The sequence below is a fragment of the Streptomyces sp. NPDC026659 genome (assembly GCF_040638245.1).
Taxonomy (GTDB): domain Bacteria; phylum Actinomycetota; class Actinomycetes; order Streptomycetales; family Streptomycetaceae; genus Streptomyces.
Genome location: NZ_JBEZXY010000002.1, coordinates 843,895 through 860,031, shown reverse-complemented (window position 1 = coordinate 860,031; position 16,137 = coordinate 843,895). Strand labels below are relative to the sequence as shown.

Here is a 16,137-nt window from a genome sequence, read left to right as displayed (position 1 = left end):
TGCTGGAACTCAGAGAAGGCAGGCTGTGCCTGAGCACGTTCGGCACCCTGCCCGCGCCCAGCAAAGCCCAGCCTTATGGCCACACCAAGCAATAAGGCTGATGCCCCGCCTCATGCAGCCGGTGCGAGAAGTCCTGCCATTCATGCAGCAGTTGATACACATTGAACGCGTCCCGCGGCCCACCCCGGTCCGGCACCGTCGACCAGATGAACGCCGCCGCGCCCACCGCTTCCTCGCCTATGTCGCGGAGGGGGTCCACCACGGTCATGGGGAGCTTGACCACCGCGTAGTCCGGGTGCAGGACGACGAGTTCGAGGGGCGGCACCTTGTGCAGGGGGACGCCCTCGATGCCCGTGAGCACCATCGCCGCCATCGTCTCCGGCTTGATCTTGGTGAACATGCCGTTCATGCCCAGCTCGTCGCCGCCGAGTTCCTCGGGGCGCATCGAGATCGGGACGCGGGCCGCGGTCGCACCGTCCGGCGCGCCGAAGTACTTGTACGTCACCCCCACCCGACCACCATTCCTGCTCTCCAACCGGAGGCTCTCGGCCCGGTCGTCGGGCCGGCGGTCGCTCTGCCGGTCGTGCCGCTCGGGCTCACTCGGTACACCCTGTGTCTGACGCGCGTCAGCATGACGTGCTTCGGTCGCTTCCTCCGCTTCGCGCCGGTGCTTTCCCCGCCGGGCTCGCCGAGGACCCAGGTCATCAGTCCCCTCGCCCAGTCCGCCACCGCGATGCATATATCTCCACCCGAGTGCTTTTCTAGGACGCGTGGCCCCCGCCGCGCAACCCGATCATCGTGTCAGTGACCTCCCCCACGGCCGCCCGCCGAAACGTGCGGTGATTCTTCAGTCCGCAGGAAAATCCCCGGTCCCCGATCACTACGTGCCGCATGAGGTGTGTGTATCAGGTGTCAGTCTCGCAGATCGTGAAAGATCGGCCAGGGGTTCCGGGAGGAAGGTCCGGGAGACCCCGATCGAAAGATTCGAAAGATTCGGACCCACGCCCGTATGCCCATGCCGGTTGCCCACGTCCGTATGTCCACACCCCCGCCCGCAGCGCGCCCCCCGCTCCCCCTCTCCCTCCCGCCCCACCGCCTACCCTGAGGGAGTCCCCCCGCAACCGGAGTCCGAGAAGCCGGAGTAGTCGCACGCCATGAGTGCCCAGAGCGAAACGCCCTATCCCTACGACGCGCCCGCATCCCAGGCGCTCTTCGACCGCGCCTCCGCCGTCACCCCGGGCGGGGTGAACTCCCCGGTGCGCGCCTTCCGTGCCGTCGGCGGTACGCCCCGGTTCATGGTCTCCGGCAGCGGGCCGTATCTGACGGACGCCGACGGGCGCGAGTACGTGGACCTGGTGTGCTCCTGGGGTCCGATGATCCTCGGGCACTCGCACCCCGAGGTCATCGCCGCCGTGCAGGACGCGGTCGCCCGGGGCACGTCCTTCGGCACGCCCGGCGAGGGCGAGGTCGCGCTCGCCGAGGAGATCGTGGCCCGCGTCGAGCCCGTCGAGCAGGTCCGCCTGGTCAGCAGCGGCACCGAGGCGACCATGAGCGCGATCCGGCTGGCCCGCGGGTTCACCGGCCGGTCCAAGGTGATCAAGTTCGCCGGGTGCTACCACGGGCACGTCGACGCCCTCCTCGCCGCCGCCGGTTCCGGTGTCGCCACCTTCGCGCTGCCCGACACCCCCGGTGTCACCGGCGCGCAGGCCGGGGACACGATCGTGCTGCCGTACAACGACCTGGAGGCCGTGCAGGAGGCATTCCACCGGCACCCGGGCGAGATCGCCTGCGTGATCACCGAGGCCTCGCCGGGCAACATGGGCGTCGTCCCGCCGGACCCCGGTTTCAACCAGGGCCTGAAGGACGCCTGCGCCAAGAACGGCGCGCTGTTCATCTCCGACGAGGTGATGACCGGCTTCCGCACCTCCCGCGCGGGCTGGTACGGCATCGACGGCGTCAAGCCCGACCTCATGACCTTCGGCAAGGTGATGGGCGGCGGCTTCCCCGCCGCGGCGTTCGGCGGCCGCGCCGACGTGATGGCCCACCTCGCCCCGGCGGGCCCCGTCTACCAGGCGGGCACCCTCTCCGGGAACCCGGTCGCCACCGCCGCCGGTCTCGCCCAGCTCCGGCTGCTCGACGACGCGGCGTACGACAAGGTCGACGCGGTGTCCGCGCAGATCCAGGCCCTGGTCACCGAGGCGCTGAGCAAGGAGGGCGTGGCCCACCGGCTGCAGACCGCCTCCAACATGTTCTCGGTGTTCTTCACCGACCGGCAGGTGCGCACCTACGAGGACGCCAGGCGGCAGGAGTCGTTCCGCTTCAACGCGTTCTTCCACTCGCTGCTGGCGGACGGCGTGTACCTCCCGCCGTCGTCCTTCGAGTCCTGGTTCGTGTCCACGGCCCACGACGAGCGGGCCATCCAGAAGATCGCCGACGCCCTCCCGGCGGCGGCCCGAGCCGCCGCGGAGGCGACCGCGTGAGCACCAGCGCCAGCGACAACGGGACGAACGAGCAGGACATCACGGTCGTCCACGTCATGCGGCACGGCGAGGTCGACAACCCCGCCGGTGTCCTCTACGGCCGTCTGCCCGACTACCACCTCTCCGAGCTGGGCCGCCGGATGGCCGAGCGTGTCGCCGAGCACCTCGCCCCGCGCGACATCACCTACGTCGTCGCCTCCCCGCTGGAGCGCGCGCAGGAGACCGCCACGCCGATCGCCAAGGCGCACGGGCTCGACCTCGCCACCGACGAGCGGCTGATCGAGGCCGAGAACGTCTTCCAGGGCAAGACCTTCGGCGTCGGCGACGGCGCGCTGCGCAAGCCGGAGAACTGGAAGCACCTGGTCAACCCGTTCAAGCCGTCCTGGGGCGAGCCGTACGTCGACCAGGTCGTCCGCATGATGGGCGCGCTGAACGCGGCCAAGGACCGGGCCCGGGGCCACGAGGCGGTGCTGGTCAGCCACCAGCTGCCGATCTGGATCGTGCGCTCCTACGTCGAGCGGCGCCGGCTCTGGCACGACCCGCGCAAGCGGCAGTGCACCCTCGCCTCGCTGACGAGCTTCACCTTCCGGGGTGACAAGATCGTTTCCGTCGGCTACAGCGAGCCCGCCATCGACCTGGTCCCGGCCCACCTCCACGCGGGTGCCAAGCCCGCCAAGGGTGCCGGACAGGGCAAGGCGTTCGGGGCCTGAGGCAGGCGTGAATCCGCCCATAAGGAATGGTTCGTACGGTGTTGTCGTGTCCGCTGCGAAATAGGCGGTGGATCGCGCAACCTCCCCGTTCGTCGCGCCCTCTGACTGAGTGACACCAGCGGGCGTGACGGATCGGGGAACCCATGCACACCATCTCCCGGAGGGGAATACTCGGGCTCGGCGCGGGCGCGGCGGCGGCCGCCGGGCTCGCGGGCTGCGGGACCACGAAGTCCGCCCACTCCCCGGACGCCGACGGCCACCGGCCCGGTTCCGGGAAGCGCGCGGGCGACGGCAAGGGCCACCCCGCCGCGCGCCCCAAGGCCCGTCTCATCGGCGACGGCTCCACCTCCTTCACCGGCGCGCAGCCCCACCAGCCCGCCCGCCCCGAGCCGCTGGAGCCGGGCCAGACCCCGCCGCAGTTCGTGGTCTTCTCCTGGGACGGCGCCGGAGAGGTCGGCAACGGCCTCTTCCCGCGCTTCCTGGACCTGGCCAAGGAGCACGGCGCGAGCATGACCTTCTTCCTCTCGGGGCTCTATCTGCTCCCCGAGTCGAAGAAGCGCCTCTACGACCCGCCGAACAACCCGCGCGGCGCCTCCGACATCGGCTACCTCACCGACGCGCACGTCAAGGCCACGCTCATCAACGTCCGCCGGGCCTGGCTGGAGGGCCACGAGATCGGCACCCACTTCAACGGGCACTTCTGCGGCGGCCGCGGCACGGTCGGCAACTGGACGCCCCGCCAGTGGAGGAGCGAGATCGAGCAGGCCAAGTCCTTCGTCAAGGAGTGGCGCACCAACACCGGCTGGACCGACCAGCCGCCGCTGCCCTTCGACTACGACAAGGAGCTGACCGGCGGCCGTACGCCCTGTCTGCTCGGCCAGGACAACCTGCTGCCCACCGCCCGCGCGCTGGGCTGGCGCTACGACGCCTCCTCGCCCGGCGGCCGCCAGGTCTGGCCGTCCAAGCGGCTCGGGATCTGGGATCTGCCCCTTCAGCAGATACCTTTCCCCGGACACTCCTTCGAGGTCCTGTCCATGGACTACAACATGCTCGCCAACCAGTCGATCAACTCGACCAACGCCCCCGCGTACAACTACCCGGGCTGGCGCAAGCAGGCGGCGCAGGCGTACATATCCGGCTTCCAGCGGGCGTACGAGACGAACCGGGCGCCGTTCTTCATAGGCAACCACTTCGAGCACTGGAACGGCGGCCTCTACATGGACGCGGTCGAGGAGGCGTTCAAGCACATCGCTCGCGAGAAGGAGAAGGGCGGCGACGTGCGCCTGGTCTCCTTCCGGCAGTTCGCGGACTGGCTGGACGTGCAGAAGCCCGAGGTCCTCGCCGGACTGCGCACCCTCGACGTGGGGCAGAAGCCCGCCGGAGGCTGGAAGGGATTCCATGCCACGGCGTGACGGCCTGTCCGTTATGCCCGGTGTAAATACCGGCTGAAATGGGGTTTTCCGCCAGCAGGGGGGCGGGCGAAAGCCCCGGAACAGCCATGCGAAACTTTTCACATGAGTACCCGTAGCCGCGCCGCTCTGCTCGGTGCCGTGACCGCCCTCGCGGCCCTGGTCCTGTCCGCGTGCGGCAGCGGCGGCATCTCCGGCGGGGGCGGCGACACCAACTTCGTCACCGGAAGCAACGGCGTCGACACCGTCGCCCCGGCCAAGCGCGTCAAGGCGCCCGACCTGTCCGGGACGACCGTCGACGGCAAGAACCTCGACGTCGCCGACTACAAGGGCAAGGTCGTCGTCATCAACGTCTGGGGCTCCTGGTGCGGCCCCTGCCGCGCGGAGGCCAAGTACTTCTCCAAGGTCTCCAAGGAGTACGCGGACAAGGGTGTGCAGTTCGTCGGGATCAACACCCGCGACTCCAACACCACCCAGCCCCGCAACTTCGAGAAGGCCAACGGGATCACGTACCCCAGCCTGTACGACCCCACGGGCAAGCTCATGCTCCGCTTCGAGAAGGGCACCCTCAACCCGCAGCTGATCCCCTCCACCCTGATCATCGACAGGAACGGGAAGATCGCCGCGCGCGCCCTGGAGCAGCTGGACGACCTCGCGCTGCGGGAGATGCTCGAACCGGTCGCGGCGGAGAAGTGACGTGAGTCCGCTCCTCACGCTCGCCGCCGGCGGGCAGAACCAGACCGTGCTCAACGGCGCCCTGCTGCTCGCCCTGCCCGTCGCGGTGCTCGGCGGGCTCGTCTCCTTCTTCTCGCCCTGCGTCCTGCCGCTGGTGCCCGGCTACCTCTCCTACGTGACCGGCGTCACCGGCACCGACCTCGCCGACGCCCGGCGCGGCCGGATGGCGACCGGCGCCGCCCTGTTCGTGCTCGGCTTCACCGTCGTGTTCGTCTCCGGCGGCGCCCTGTTCGGGTTCTTCGGCCAGACCCTCCAGAGCTACAAGGACGTCCTGACCCGGGTGCTCGGCGTGCTCATGATCCTGCTCGGCGTCTTCTTCATGGGCCTGATGCCCTGGCTGACCCAGCGTGAGTTCCGCTTCCACCGGCGCCCGACCACCGGACTCCTCGGCGCACCCCTGCTCGGTGCCCTCTTCGGGATCGGCTGGACGCCCTGCATCGGCCCGACCCTCGCCTCCGTCGTCGCCCTCTCCTCCCAGCAGGCGAGCGCGGGCCGGGGCGCGATACTCACCGTCGCGTACTGCCTGGGGCTCGGCGTGCCCTTCGTGCTCACCGCCGTCGCCTTCCGCAAGGCCCTCGGCGCGTTCGGCTGGGTCAAACGCCACTATGTCTGGGTGATGCGCATCGGCGGCACGATGATGATCGTGACCGGTGTGCTGCTGCTGACCGGGGCCTGGGACCACCTGGTGCAGGAGATGCAGACCTGGTCCGACGGCTTCTCTGTGGGGATCTGATGAGCAAGACCACTACCGACACCTCCCCGGAGGGCCTGGGCGCGGCCGGCTCCCAGCTGTCCACCGCGCCCCAGGAGGACCTGTCGACCCCGCCCTCCCTGGGCGTGATCGGCTGGGCCCGCTGGTTCTGGCGGCAGCTCACCTCCATGCGGGTCGCGCTGCTGCTGCTCCTGCTGCTCTCGCTCGGCGCGATCCCCGGCTCGCTGATCCCGCAGACCGGCGCCGACGCCAACAAGGTCGACGACTTCCGCAAGGCGCACAGCACGCTCGCGCCCGTCTACGACAAGCTCGGCCTCTTCCACGTCTACAGCTCGGTGTGGTTCTCCGCGATCTACATCCTGCTCTTCGTCTCCCTCATCGGCTGCATCGTCCCGCGCACCTGGCAGTTCGTCGGCCAGCTCCGCGGCCGTCCGCCGGGTGCCCCGAAGCGCCTGGACCGGCTCCCGGCGTACACCACCTGGCGCACCACCGCCGACCCCGAGCAGGTCCGCGAGCGGGCGCTCGCGCTGCTGAAGAAGCGCCGCTTCCGCGCGCACCTGGTGGGCGACGCGGTCGCCGCCGAGAAGGGGTACGTGCGCGAGCTGGGCAACCTGGTCTTCCACATCGCCCTCATCGTCCTGCTCACCGCCTTCGCCTCGGGCCAGATGTTCAAGTCCGACGGCACGAAGCTGATGGTCGAGGGCGACGGCTTCTCCAACGCGCTGCCGATGTACGACGACTTCAAGTCGGGCAGCATGTTCCAGGCCGACGACCTGGTGCCGTTCAGCTTCGACCTGAAGAGCTTCACCGGCACCTACGAGATGACCGGCCCCAACCGGGGGACCCCGCGCACCTTCCAGGCGAGCATCGCCTACAGCGAGGGCGCCTACGGCAAGCAGCGCTCCACCACCGTCAAGGTCAACGAGCCGCTGAAGATCGGCGACTCCAAGGTCTACCTCGTCAGCCACGGCTACGCCCCCGTCATCACCGTCCGCGACGGCACGGGCAAGGTCGTCTACCGCGACGCCGTGCCCCTCCTCCCGCTCGACGGCAACGTCACCTCGCAGGGCGTCATCAAGGTCATGGACGGCTACCGCGACGCCCAGGGCACCAAGGAGCAGCTCGGCATCCGGGCCTTCTTCCTGCCGACCTACGGCGGCGGCGCCTCCGTCCTCTCCCAGTTCCCGGCGCTGCTCAACCCGGTGCTCAACCTGGAGCCGTACCACGGCGACCTCGGCGTGGACGCGGGCATCTCGCAGAGCGTCTACCAGCTCGACCAGCGGCACCTGAAGGGCTACAAGGACGCCAAGGGCGCCCAGCTGCGGGACAACCTGAAGCCCGGCCAGACCATGACGCTGCCGAACGGCGCCGGAACGGTCACCTTCGAGAAGAACATCAAGGAGTGGGCGGGCTTCGAGATCGTCCAGGAGCCCGGCGGCGGCTGGGCCCTCGGCGGTGCGCTCGCCGCGATCTTCGGTCTCGCCGCGTCCCTCTTCATCCAGCGCCGCCGCGTGTGGGTCCGCGCGGTACCGGGCCCCGACGGAGTGACCGTCGTGGAGATGGCGGGCCTCGGCCGCAGCGAGTCCGCGAAGGTCCCCGAGGAACTCGCCGACCTCGCCGGAACCCTGTACGACAGCGCGCCGGGCGCCCCCGAGAGCGCCGCCCCCGACGACGACACCAACGACGACACCGACGCATCCCGCGCCGTACCTGCCGAAGGGGCTGAGAAATGACTCTCGCCGCCGCCACCAACGAACACCTCGCGAGCGTCAGCAACACGCTGATCTACTCGTCGATGGCCGTCTACACCCTGGCCTTCTTCGCTTACATCGCCGAATGGCTCTTCGGCAGCCGCAGCAAGGTCGGCCGTACCGCCGCCGCGCTGACGGCCGGGGGCGGCACGGCGGAGAAGGCCAAGGGGCCCGCCGTCACCGTCAAGCAGGCGGGCGGGACCACCGTCCTGGAGCGGCCGCAGGTCGTCGTCCGCCAGGCGGCCGGTGCCCGGGACGTGCCGGACGGTCCCGGCGCCCACGGCGGCGACGCCCAGGGCGACATGTACGGCCGGATCGCCGTGTCCCTGACCGTGCTCGCGTTCCTCGTGGAGCTGGCCGGTGTGGTCGCCCGCGCGGCCTCCGTGCAGCGTGCCCCCTGGGGCAACATGTACGAGTTCAACATCACCTTCTCCACGGTCGCCGTCGGCGTGTACCTCGGGCTGCTGGCGCTGAAGAAGAACGTGCGCTGGCTCGGCCTGTTCCTGATCACCACGGTCCTGCTGGACCTCGGCCTCGCGGTCACCGTGCTCTACACCGCGAGCGACCAGCTGGTCCCGGCCCTGCACTCGTACTGGCTGTACATCCACGTCTCCACCGCGATCTTCTGCGGCGCGGTGTTCTACGTCGGCGCGGTCGCCACGATCCTGTACCTCTTCAAGGACTCGTACGAGAACAAGCTCCAGACCGGCGGCAAGCCCGGCGCCTTCGCCACCTCGGTCCTGGAGCGGCTGCCCGCCTCCGCCTCGCTGGACAAGTTCGCCTACCGGGTGAACGCGGCGGTCTTCCCGCTGTGGACGTTCACGATCATCGCGGGCGCGATCTGGGCGGGCGACGCCTGGGGCCGCTACTGGAACTGGGACCCCAAGGAGACCTGGTCCTTCATCACCTGGATCGGCTACGCCTGCTACCTCCACGCCCGCGCCACCGCAGGCTGGAAGGGCCGCAAGGCCGCCTACCTGGCGATGCTCGCCTTCGCCTGCTGGCTGTTCAACTACTACGGCGTCAACATCTTCGTGACGGGCAAGCACTCCTACGCGGGCGTGTGACCGACCGGTACGGGACACTGGTGCCATGAGCGGTTCCATCGAACAGGGCACCAGTCAGACCCACGGGAACACGCACATACTCCACCTCCTGGTGCGTCTGGCGAGGTCCATGGAGGACATCTGGCCCGCCCTGGCCACCGCCGAGGGCCTGACCGGCTGGTGCACACCGGTGGACGTCCTCGAACCCCGACTCGACGGCACCGTCGCCCTGCGCGGCCTCGGCGCGGGGCGCATCACCGCCTGGGACGTGGACCGCGTCGCCGAGTACACCGTCGAGGGCGGCGGCCGCATCCGCTTCCACCTGGAACGCGACGGCGAGAACGGCAGCGCCCTGCGCTTCACCCACGAGTTCCAGGGCGAGGGCGCGACGGAGACGGACTGGCGCGAGCGCTTCGAGCGGCTGATCACCCTGCTGAGCTAGTGCCGCAACAGGCAACGGGCCGCCCCGGCCTCCCGCGCCTCCGTCCCGCCCGTGCGCTCACCCCGGGAGCGTCGACATCAGGTCGCGCAGGCGCTCCACGTACAGGCGCATGTTCTTCGTCGCCACGTCCGTGTCCGGGTGGCGGCTGGCGAGCCAGAGGCCGTCGTGGAGGCGGCTGACCCAGACGCAGACCTGGTCGCCGTAGGAGACACGGAGGAGGGCGTGGGCGTTCTGGTCCGACCAGCGGTCGGCGCCCGCGATGCCCCGGGTGTCGACGTACGACACGATCGAGTACAGGTCGGGCGAGGTGGGGCGGAAGTCGGCGCCGAGCAGCCGCAGGACGCGGGCCAGCGGCATCCGGGACAGGGCGCGGTTGGACTGGAGCTCCGCGCGGACCGTGCGCAGGGTGGCCGTGAGGTCGGGGGTGTGGGACACCGGGACCTCGATGGGGGCGCCGCCGACGTACCAGCCGACCGAGCCGGTCCAGCGGGACTTCACTCGGGTGTGGAAGGGGACGACCGTGCGGTACACCGGCAGACCGCCCAGCTCGTGCACGATCAGCGCCGTGGCCGCGAGCAGCCCGACCAGGCTCCCGCCGTAGGGCCGGCAGTATGCCTCGAACGCGGCCGCCGCCTCCGCGTCCACCAGGGGCTCGCAGATCATCTTCTGCCGGGGCAGCGGACCGCCCGGCTCGACGCCGAGGTCCACCGGGAACGAGGGCAGCGTGCCGTCGCAGCGCTGGATGAACTCCCGCCAGCGGGCCACGATCGCGTGGTCGCCGTCGAGCCGGTCCGCGTCCGCGCGCTCGATCTCGCAGAAGTCGACGTAACTGGCGGCCGGGGTGCGCACCACCGGGCCGCGCCCCGCGAGCCCCGCCGTGTACAGCTCCTCGATCTCGGCCGGGATGCCGTGCAGCGAGTACGCGTCCACGTTGCTGTGGTCGAAGGCGAGGAAGACGGTGGCCGAGTCGTCCCGTACGACCGCCGCGTAGATCAGGTTGGGCCAGCGCAGCGCGTCCGCCACCGTGTCGAACCGGTCCTGGAGATGCGCGGCCAGTGCCTCCGCGTCCGGGAAGTCGCCGACCGTCTCCCGGTGCAGGGTCACGTCGTCCTCGTCCAGCGTGAACCGGCGCAGCTCGTCGCCCCGCTCGCCCGCCCAGCGGAAGCCGCTGCGCAGCGTCTCGTGCCGTACGGTCCAGGCGCGCAGGGACTCCTGGAGCACGTCGAGATCGACCGGGCCCGGCAGGTCGAAGGAGGTCCCCAGCCAGGTCGGCACGAACAGCCCGTCCTCCCGGACGGTCCTCGCGGTCCTGATGTGCGACTCCTGGATGTAGGCCGGGGGCCGGGAGTCCTCCGGCAGGCTCGCCGCCGCCGCGACGGTCGCCGGACTCAGCGTCCACTCGACGAGCCGTCCCGGCCGGACCTCGCAGCGCTGGATGTCAGTGATTCGCACGCGTCTCCGATCGCAGAGGGGGCCACTGCACGGGCCCCGCTCAAGGGAATGCCGTCCCGAGCGGTGGAGACATGCCCGCGCCGGTCATTTCAGCGGAACGGATGGTGAGCCGAACGCGGAAGTGATTAACCGACCGTGACCGGGAGAGGGACCTCACCTCAGGGGCGTCCTCACACCCCGATGTCCTCGAACCACAGCTCCGGCCGCTCCTCGATGAACCCCCGCATCAGCGCCACGCACTCCGGATCGTCGAGGAGCACGATCTCCACCCCGTGCGCGGCGAGCCACTCGTGCCCGCCGGAGAAGGTCTCCGCCTCCCCGATCACCACCCGCGAGATCCCGAACTGCCGCACCAGACCCGAGCAGTACCAGCACGGCGAGAGCGTGGTCACCATGGTCGTCCCCCGGTACGACCGCTGCCGCCCCGCCGCCCGGAACGCGTCCGTCTCCCCGTGCACCGAGGGGTCGTCGTCCTGCACCCGCCGGTTCCGCCCCCGCCCGAGCAGCTCGCCGCCGGGGCCGTACAGCGCGGCCCCGACCGGCACCCCGCCCTCGGCCCGCCCGGTACGGGCCTCCTCCAGGGCGGTGGCGAGCCAGGCCCGCGCCAACTCCGTGTCCATGCGGGCACTGTGCCCGGCCGGGGGCGCCGGGGAAACGTACGGTCACCTGGGCCAGTACGCGGTGGCCAGCACGGACACGGTGACCCGGCGGGGGAGGGCCGTCTCCGCGGGGCCCGGGTGGCGGGCGGTCGGGGTCATGTCCAGCAGGTCGCGGGCGTCCGCCGGGGGCAGGGACAGCACGTACTCCACCCGCTCGGTGACCGTCGCCGTGAAGAAGGGCTCCATCGCCCGGCGCAGCCGCTCCTCCTTGGCCGGATCGACCGCCACCGGCGCGCGCAGCTCGGCCAGATGACGCCCGGTCGGACGCGCCACGACCAGCCGCCCGCCCGGACGCAGCACCCGGTGGAACTCGGCCGGATTGCGCGGCGCGAACACGTCGAGGACCACATCGGCCACCCGGTCGGCCAGTGGAAAGGGACGGAACACGTCCCACGCGGCAGCGGCGGCCCGCTCGTGCGCCCGGGCCGCCGCCCGCAGCGCCCGTACCGAGCTGTCGATGCCGAGCCCGCGCGCCCCGGGGAGCCGGTCGAGCGCCCCGGCCAGGTAGTAGCCCGTACCGCACCCGGCGTCCAGCACCGCCCCCGTCCCGGCCGGGATGCCCTCCACCGCCAGCCCGGCCACCGCGTCCCGCACGGGCGCGTACCGCCCGCAGGACAGGAACCGCTCCCGCGCCCGGACCATCGCCGCGTCGTCCCCGCTGGTGGCCCGGGCGCCGGTCAACAGCCCGGCGTAGCCGTGCCGGGCGATGTCGAAGGCGTGCCCCGCAGGACAGCGCAGCACGCCCTCCTCGCGGCGCAGACACGGCACCCGGCACACCGGGCAGCGCAGCAGGCCGAGGACGGAGTCGAGGGCGGGGAAGGGGGAGGCGGGCAGGGGTGATGCGGGCATGGCGGCGCTCCTGGCGTGGCGTCGGAAAGGGACCGCGCCCGCGCGTGCGCCGGGAAAAGGCGTACCGGCCCGGAGAAGGGGCCGCGCCGAAGAAAAAAAGGGGCACACCGCGGGCACACCGAGGAGGGCGACGCCGTCCGGCCTCGCCCTCAGTGCCGCCCGGTCACAGGAAGCAGCGGTGCGGAGTGCTCATGAATGCCACGCCGGGAGTCTACGAGCCCCTCAGTCCCGGTCGGGGTCGTCCTTCTCCAGGGACTTCAGGAAATCGGGGTTGTCGTCCGGGGCCACCCACGTGGTCGCGGGGGCGGGTCGGTGCCGCACCTTGCCGGCGAGCAGCCAGGCCACAGGCCCGACCAGGATCTCGCCGAACAGGAGGATCACGACCACCCAGGCGAGCTTGGGGAGGTGGCGGACCTCGTCCTCGGGGGTGTTCAGACAGTCCACGAGGGCGTAGATCCACAGGGCCAGGACCAGCAGGAACGGCAGATACCTGAGCATGGGTGCGGGTTCTCCCGACGGTGTGTACGGCCCCGGTGACCGAGCCAGCGTATCCGGTGGCCGATACTGGGACACATGGCTTATGACGATCTTCGCTCCCTGCTGCGGGCGCTGGAGCGCGAGGGTGACCTCAAGCGCATCAAGGCCGAGGTCGACCCGTACCTGGAGGTCGGTGAGATCGTCGACCGGGTGCAGAAGGCCGGCGGACCGGCACTGCTCTTCGAGAACGTCAAGGGCTCCGCGATGCCCCTGGCGATGAACGTCTTCGGCACCGACCGCCGTCTCCTCAAGGCGCTCGGCCTGAAGTCGTACGCCGAGATCTCCGACAAGATCGGCGGACTGCTGCGGCCCGAGCTGCCGCACGGCTTCGTCGGCGTCCGCGAGGCGTTCGGCAAGCTCGGCTCGATGGCGCACGTCCCGCCGAAGAAGGTCAAGGGCGACAACGCGCCCGTCCAGGAGGTCGTCCTCACCGGCGACGACGTGGACCTCGACGCGCTGCCCGCGCTCTTCACCTGGCCCAAGGACGGCGGCTCCTTCTTCAACCTCGGGCTCACCCACACCAAGGACCCCGAGTCCGGCGTCCGCAACCTCGGGCTGTACCGGCTCCAGCGGCACGACAAGCGCACCATCGGCATGCACTGGCAGATCCACAAGGACAGCCGCAACCACTACCAGGTCGCGGCCCGGCGCGGTGAGCGGCTGCCGGTCGCCATCGCCTTCGGCTGCCCGCCCGCCGTCACCTACGCCTCCACCGCCCCGCTCCCCGGCGACATCGACGAGTACATGTTCGCCGGGTTCATCGCGGGCAAGCGGATCGAGATGGTCGACTGCAAGACCGTCCCGCTCCAGGTCCCGGCCAACGCCGAGGTCGTCCTGGAGGGCTGGCTGGAGCCCGGCGAGATGCTGCCCGAGGGGCCCTTCGGCGACCACACCGGGTTCTACACCCCGCAGGAGCCGTTCCCCGCGCTGAAGATCGACTGCGTGACGATGCGGAAGCGGCCGCTGCTCCAGTCGATCGTGGTCGGCCGCCCGCCGACCGAGGACGGCCCGCTCGGCCGCGCCACGGAACGCTTCTTCCTGCCGCTGCTCAAGATCATCGTCCCGGACATCGTGGACTACCACCTCCCCGAGGCCGGCGGCTTCCACAACTGCGCGATCGTCTCGATCGACAAGAAGTACCCGAAGCACGCGCAGAAGGTGATGTCCGCGATCTGGGGGGCACACATGATGTCCCTGACCAAGCTGATCGTGGTGGTCGACTCCGACTGCGACGTGCACGATCTGCACGAGGTCGCCTGGCGGGCGCTGGGCAACACCGACTACGCCCGTGACCTGGTGGTCGCCGAAGGCCCCGTCGACCACCTCGACCACGCCTCCTACCAGCAGTTCTGGGGTGGCAAGGCGGGCATCGACGCGACGAAGAAGCTGCCCGAGGAGGGCTACACGAGGGACGGGGGCTGGCCGGACATGGTCCTGTCCGACCCCGCTACGGCGGCGCTGGTGGACCGGCGCTGGAAGGAGTACGGACTGTGACCACCCCCTCTGCTGCCGCGATCCCGCAGCCGGGCCGCACCAAAGCCTTCCTCCGCCTCGTGATGATCGAGCACTCGGTCTTCGCGCTGCCCTTCGCCTACATCGCCTCCCTCACCGCGATGTACCAGTGGGACAAGAACATCCACTGGGCCCGGCTGCTCCTTGTCACCATCTGCATGGTCGGCCTGCGCACCTTCGCGATGGCCGTCAACCGGATCATCGACCGCGAGATCGACGCCCGTAACCCGCGCACCGCCCACCGCGAGCTGGTCACCGGCGCGATGTCGGTACGGCACGCGTGGACCGGCGCGCTGATCGCCCTGGTCGTCTTCCTCGGCTCGGCCGCCCTGCTGAACCCGCTCTGCCTGGCGCTCGCGCCGGTCGCGGTGATCCCGATGGTGGTCTATCCGTACGGCAAGCGGTTCACCAACTTCCCGCAGGCCATCCTCGGTATCGCCCAGGCGATGGGCCCGGTCGGCGGCTGGCTCGCCATCTCCGGCACCTGGTCCTGGGACGCGCTGATCCTCGGCCTCGCGGTCGGCATCTGGATCGGCGGCTTCGACCTGATCTACGCCTGCCAGGACGTCGAGACCGACCGCGAGATCGGCGTGAAGTCGGTCCCGGCCCGCTTCGGCATCCCGGCGGCGATCTGGGGCGCGCGGGTCTGCCACGCGATCACGATGGCCCTGTTCGTCTGGTACGCGCTGGCCACCCACGCGGGCGCGTTCTTCTGGCTGGGTCTGGTGATCGTCGCGGGCGCCTTCGTCTATGAGCACCGCATCGTGCGCCCGAACGACCTTTCGCGGCTGAACAGGGCCTTCTTCACGGTGAACGGCGCCATCGGTATCGCGTTGTTCGTATGTGCACTGCTGGATTTGCTGGTCCGTGGGCTTACGCCCTGACTCGATCGAGTGATCGGTCGGCGAAAGCGGGAGCGGAAGTTGGTAAAGGGATAGCTTCGGACCTGTCCCTGCTCGTGCGGGGGTGGTCCACCGTTCACGCTGAAGAATGCCCTGTTCAGCCGGTTGTCCCCGCCGACGCGGGGTTCGGTCCGGTACCCCGCAACACCAGCCGGGGTGCCGGACCTTCGCTGTCGCGCGGGTGCGAAGCCTCAAGGCCCCCACCCGGCCTGAACACGCCGCGTCACGCCGGTACTCTCAAGGTGTGAACGCAGGAGAATCGCAGCGCGTGCCTTGGATCGTGGGGGTTTCCGGAGCTTCCGGGACGCCGTACGCGGCTGCCGTGCTGCGGGCGCTGCTGGACGCCGGTGAGGCGGTGGACCTGGTGGTCAGCCGGGCCTCGCGGCTGACGCTGCTGGACGAGACGGGCATCTCGTTCCGCGACGCGCACTGGCAGGAGGACCTGCGGGAGTGGCTGGGGCGCGGCGCGGACGGCAAGCCCGGCACCTTCGAGGCGGACGTGAGCGGCGTGCGGTACTGGAGCGCGGGGGACCTGGCCGCGGGGCCGTCCTCGGGGTCGTACCCGGCCAAGGGGATGCTGATCGTCCCGGCCTCCACCGCCTGTGTCGCGGGAGTCGCCCTCGGCCTGTCCAAGGACCTGCTCCAGCGCGCGGCGAGCGTCACGCTCAAGGAGCGCCGCCCGCTGGTCGTGGCCGTCCGGGAGACCCCGCTGAACGGTCAGACCCTGCGCCATCTCGTCGCCCTGGACGACGCGGGCGCGAGCGTGGTCCCCGCCTCGCCCGCCTTCTACGCGGGCGCCACCCACATCCAGGACCTGGTGGACTTCGTGGCCGGACGGGTGCTGGATTCGGCGGGCGTCGGGCACGGGCTCTACCGGCGCTGGAAGGGCGAGCTGGGCGGCGGCGCGCAGAGCACGTAGCAGAGCTTGCGGCGGTACTTCT

General features: G+C 70.5%; 16 protein-coding genes. 11 read left to right on the top strand and 5 right to left on the bottom strand.

Features of this window, described 5'->3' with window-relative positions:
- Positions 1-73: 73 nt before the first annotated feature.
- Positions 74-739 (bottom strand): hypothetical protein, encoded by a 666-nt coding sequence (locus AB0E91_RS08595; protein WP_361777108.1) that lies wholly within the window; start codon positions 737-739, stop codon positions 74-76.
- A gap of 415 nt (positions 740-1,154) precedes the next feature.
- On the opposite strand from AB0E91_RS08595, the gene hemL reads away from it, so the two are divergent.
- The 8 genes from hemL (at position 1,155) to AB0E91_RS08555 (ending at position 9,285) form a co-directional block, all read left to right on the top strand.
- Positions 1,155-2,480 carry a glutamate-1-semialdehyde 2,1-aminomutase gene (gene hemL / locus AB0E91_RS08590; RefSeq protein WP_361777105.1) on the top strand — a complete coding sequence of 442 codons (1,326 nt, stop codon included), beginning with the start codon at positions 1,155-1,157 and terminating at the stop codon, positions 2,478-2,480.
- Positions 2,481-2,536: 56 nt separating this feature from the next.
- Positions 2,537-3,190 carry a histidine phosphatase family protein gene (locus AB0E91_RS08585; protein WP_199587137.1) on the top strand — a complete coding sequence of 218 codons (654 nt, stop codon included), beginning with the start codon at positions 2,537-2,539 and terminating at the stop codon, positions 3,188-3,190.
- Between the two features lie 143 nt (positions 3,191-3,333).
- Positions 3,334-4,602 carry a hypothetical protein gene (locus tag AB0E91_RS08580; protein ID WP_361777102.1) on the top strand — a complete coding sequence of 423 codons (1,269 nt, stop codon included), beginning with the start codon at positions 3,334-3,336 and terminating at the stop codon, positions 4,600-4,602.
- A 102-nt stretch (positions 4,603-4,704) separates the two neighbouring features.
- Positions 4,705-5,295, top strand: coding sequence for a TlpA disulfide reductase family protein (locus AB0E91_RS08575; protein ID WP_361777099.1), 591 nt, complete (start codon positions 4,705-4,707; stop codon positions 5,293-5,295).
- Between the two features lies 1 nt (position 5,296).
- Complete coding sequence (locus AB0E91_RS08570; RefSeq protein ID WP_161180974.1) at positions 5,297-6,067, top strand: cytochrome c biogenesis protein CcdA; 771 nt, start codon at positions 5,297-5,299, stop codon at positions 6,065-6,067.
- On the top strand, positions 6,067-7,779 hold the full coding sequence (locus AB0E91_RS08565; RefSeq protein ID WP_361777095.1) for a cytochrome c biogenesis protein ResB: 1,713 nt from the start codon (positions 6,067-6,069) through the stop codon (positions 7,777-7,779). Before AB0E91_RS08570 ends, AB0E91_RS08565 begins: the two co-directional genes overlap by 1 nt.
- Positions 7,776-8,864, top strand: coding sequence for a c-type cytochrome biogenesis protein CcsB (ccsB, locus tag AB0E91_RS08560; RefSeq protein WP_361777092.1), 1,089 nt, complete (start codon positions 7,776-7,778; stop codon positions 8,862-8,864). Before AB0E91_RS08565 ends, ccsB begins: the two co-directional genes overlap by 4 nt.
- Before the next feature lie 25 nt (positions 8,865-8,889).
- Complete coding sequence (locus AB0E91_RS08555) at positions 8,890-9,285, top strand: hypothetical protein (protein WP_361777089.1); 396 nt, start codon at positions 8,890-8,892, stop codon at positions 9,283-9,285.
- Between the two features lie 57 nt (positions 9,286-9,342).
- Here AB0E91_RS08555 and AB0E91_RS08550 read toward each other — a convergent pair whose 3' ends face one another.
- The 4 genes from AB0E91_RS08550 to AB0E91_RS08535 all read right to left on the bottom strand — a co-directional run bounded on the left by AB0E91_RS08550 (position 9,343) and on the right by AB0E91_RS08535 (position 12,743).
- Positions 9,343-10,737, bottom strand: coding sequence for a condensation domain-containing protein (locus tag AB0E91_RS08550; RefSeq protein ID WP_361777086.1), 1,395 nt, complete (start codon positions 10,735-10,737; stop codon positions 9,343-9,345).
- A 170-nt stretch (positions 10,738-10,907) separates the two neighbouring features.
- Positions 10,908-11,357 (bottom strand): nucleoside deaminase, encoded by a 450-nt coding sequence (locus AB0E91_RS08545; RefSeq protein ID WP_361777083.1) that lies wholly within the window; start codon positions 11,355-11,357, stop codon positions 10,908-10,910.
- Between the two features lie 42 nt (positions 11,358-11,399).
- Entirely contained in the window at positions 11,400-12,245 is an 846-nt protein-coding gene (locus tag AB0E91_RS08540; RefSeq protein WP_361777080.1) for a putative RNA methyltransferase, read from the bottom strand.
- A 222-nt stretch (positions 12,246-12,467) separates the two neighbouring features.
- On the bottom strand, positions 12,468-12,743 hold the full coding sequence (locus tag AB0E91_RS08535; RefSeq protein ID WP_361777077.1) for a PLD nuclease N-terminal domain-containing protein: 276 nt from the start codon (positions 12,741-12,743) through the stop codon (positions 12,468-12,470).
- A gap of 75 nt (positions 12,744-12,818) precedes the next feature.
- On the opposite strand from AB0E91_RS08535, the gene AB0E91_RS08530 reads away from it, so the two are divergent.
- From AB0E91_RS08530 to AB0E91_RS08520, 3 genes are all read left to right on the top strand, one after another.
- Positions 12,819-14,276, top strand: a complete 1,458-nt coding sequence (locus AB0E91_RS08530) for a menaquinone biosynthesis decarboxylase (protein WP_361777074.1) — start codon at positions 12,819-12,821, stop codon at positions 14,274-14,276.
- Complete coding sequence (mqnP, locus tag AB0E91_RS08525) at positions 14,273-15,178, top strand: menaquinone biosynthesis prenyltransferase MqnP (RefSeq protein ID WP_361777071.1); 906 nt, start codon at positions 14,273-14,275, stop codon at positions 15,176-15,178. The genes AB0E91_RS08530 and mqnP overlap by 4 nt, the downstream gene beginning before the upstream one ends.
- A 286-nt stretch (positions 15,179-15,464) precedes the next feature.
- Positions 15,465-16,115 (top strand): UbiX family flavin prenyltransferase, encoded by a 651-nt coding sequence (locus AB0E91_RS08520; RefSeq protein ID WP_161180964.1) that lies wholly within the window; start codon positions 15,465-15,467, stop codon positions 16,113-16,115.
- Positions 16,116-16,137: the final 22 nt, after the last annotated feature.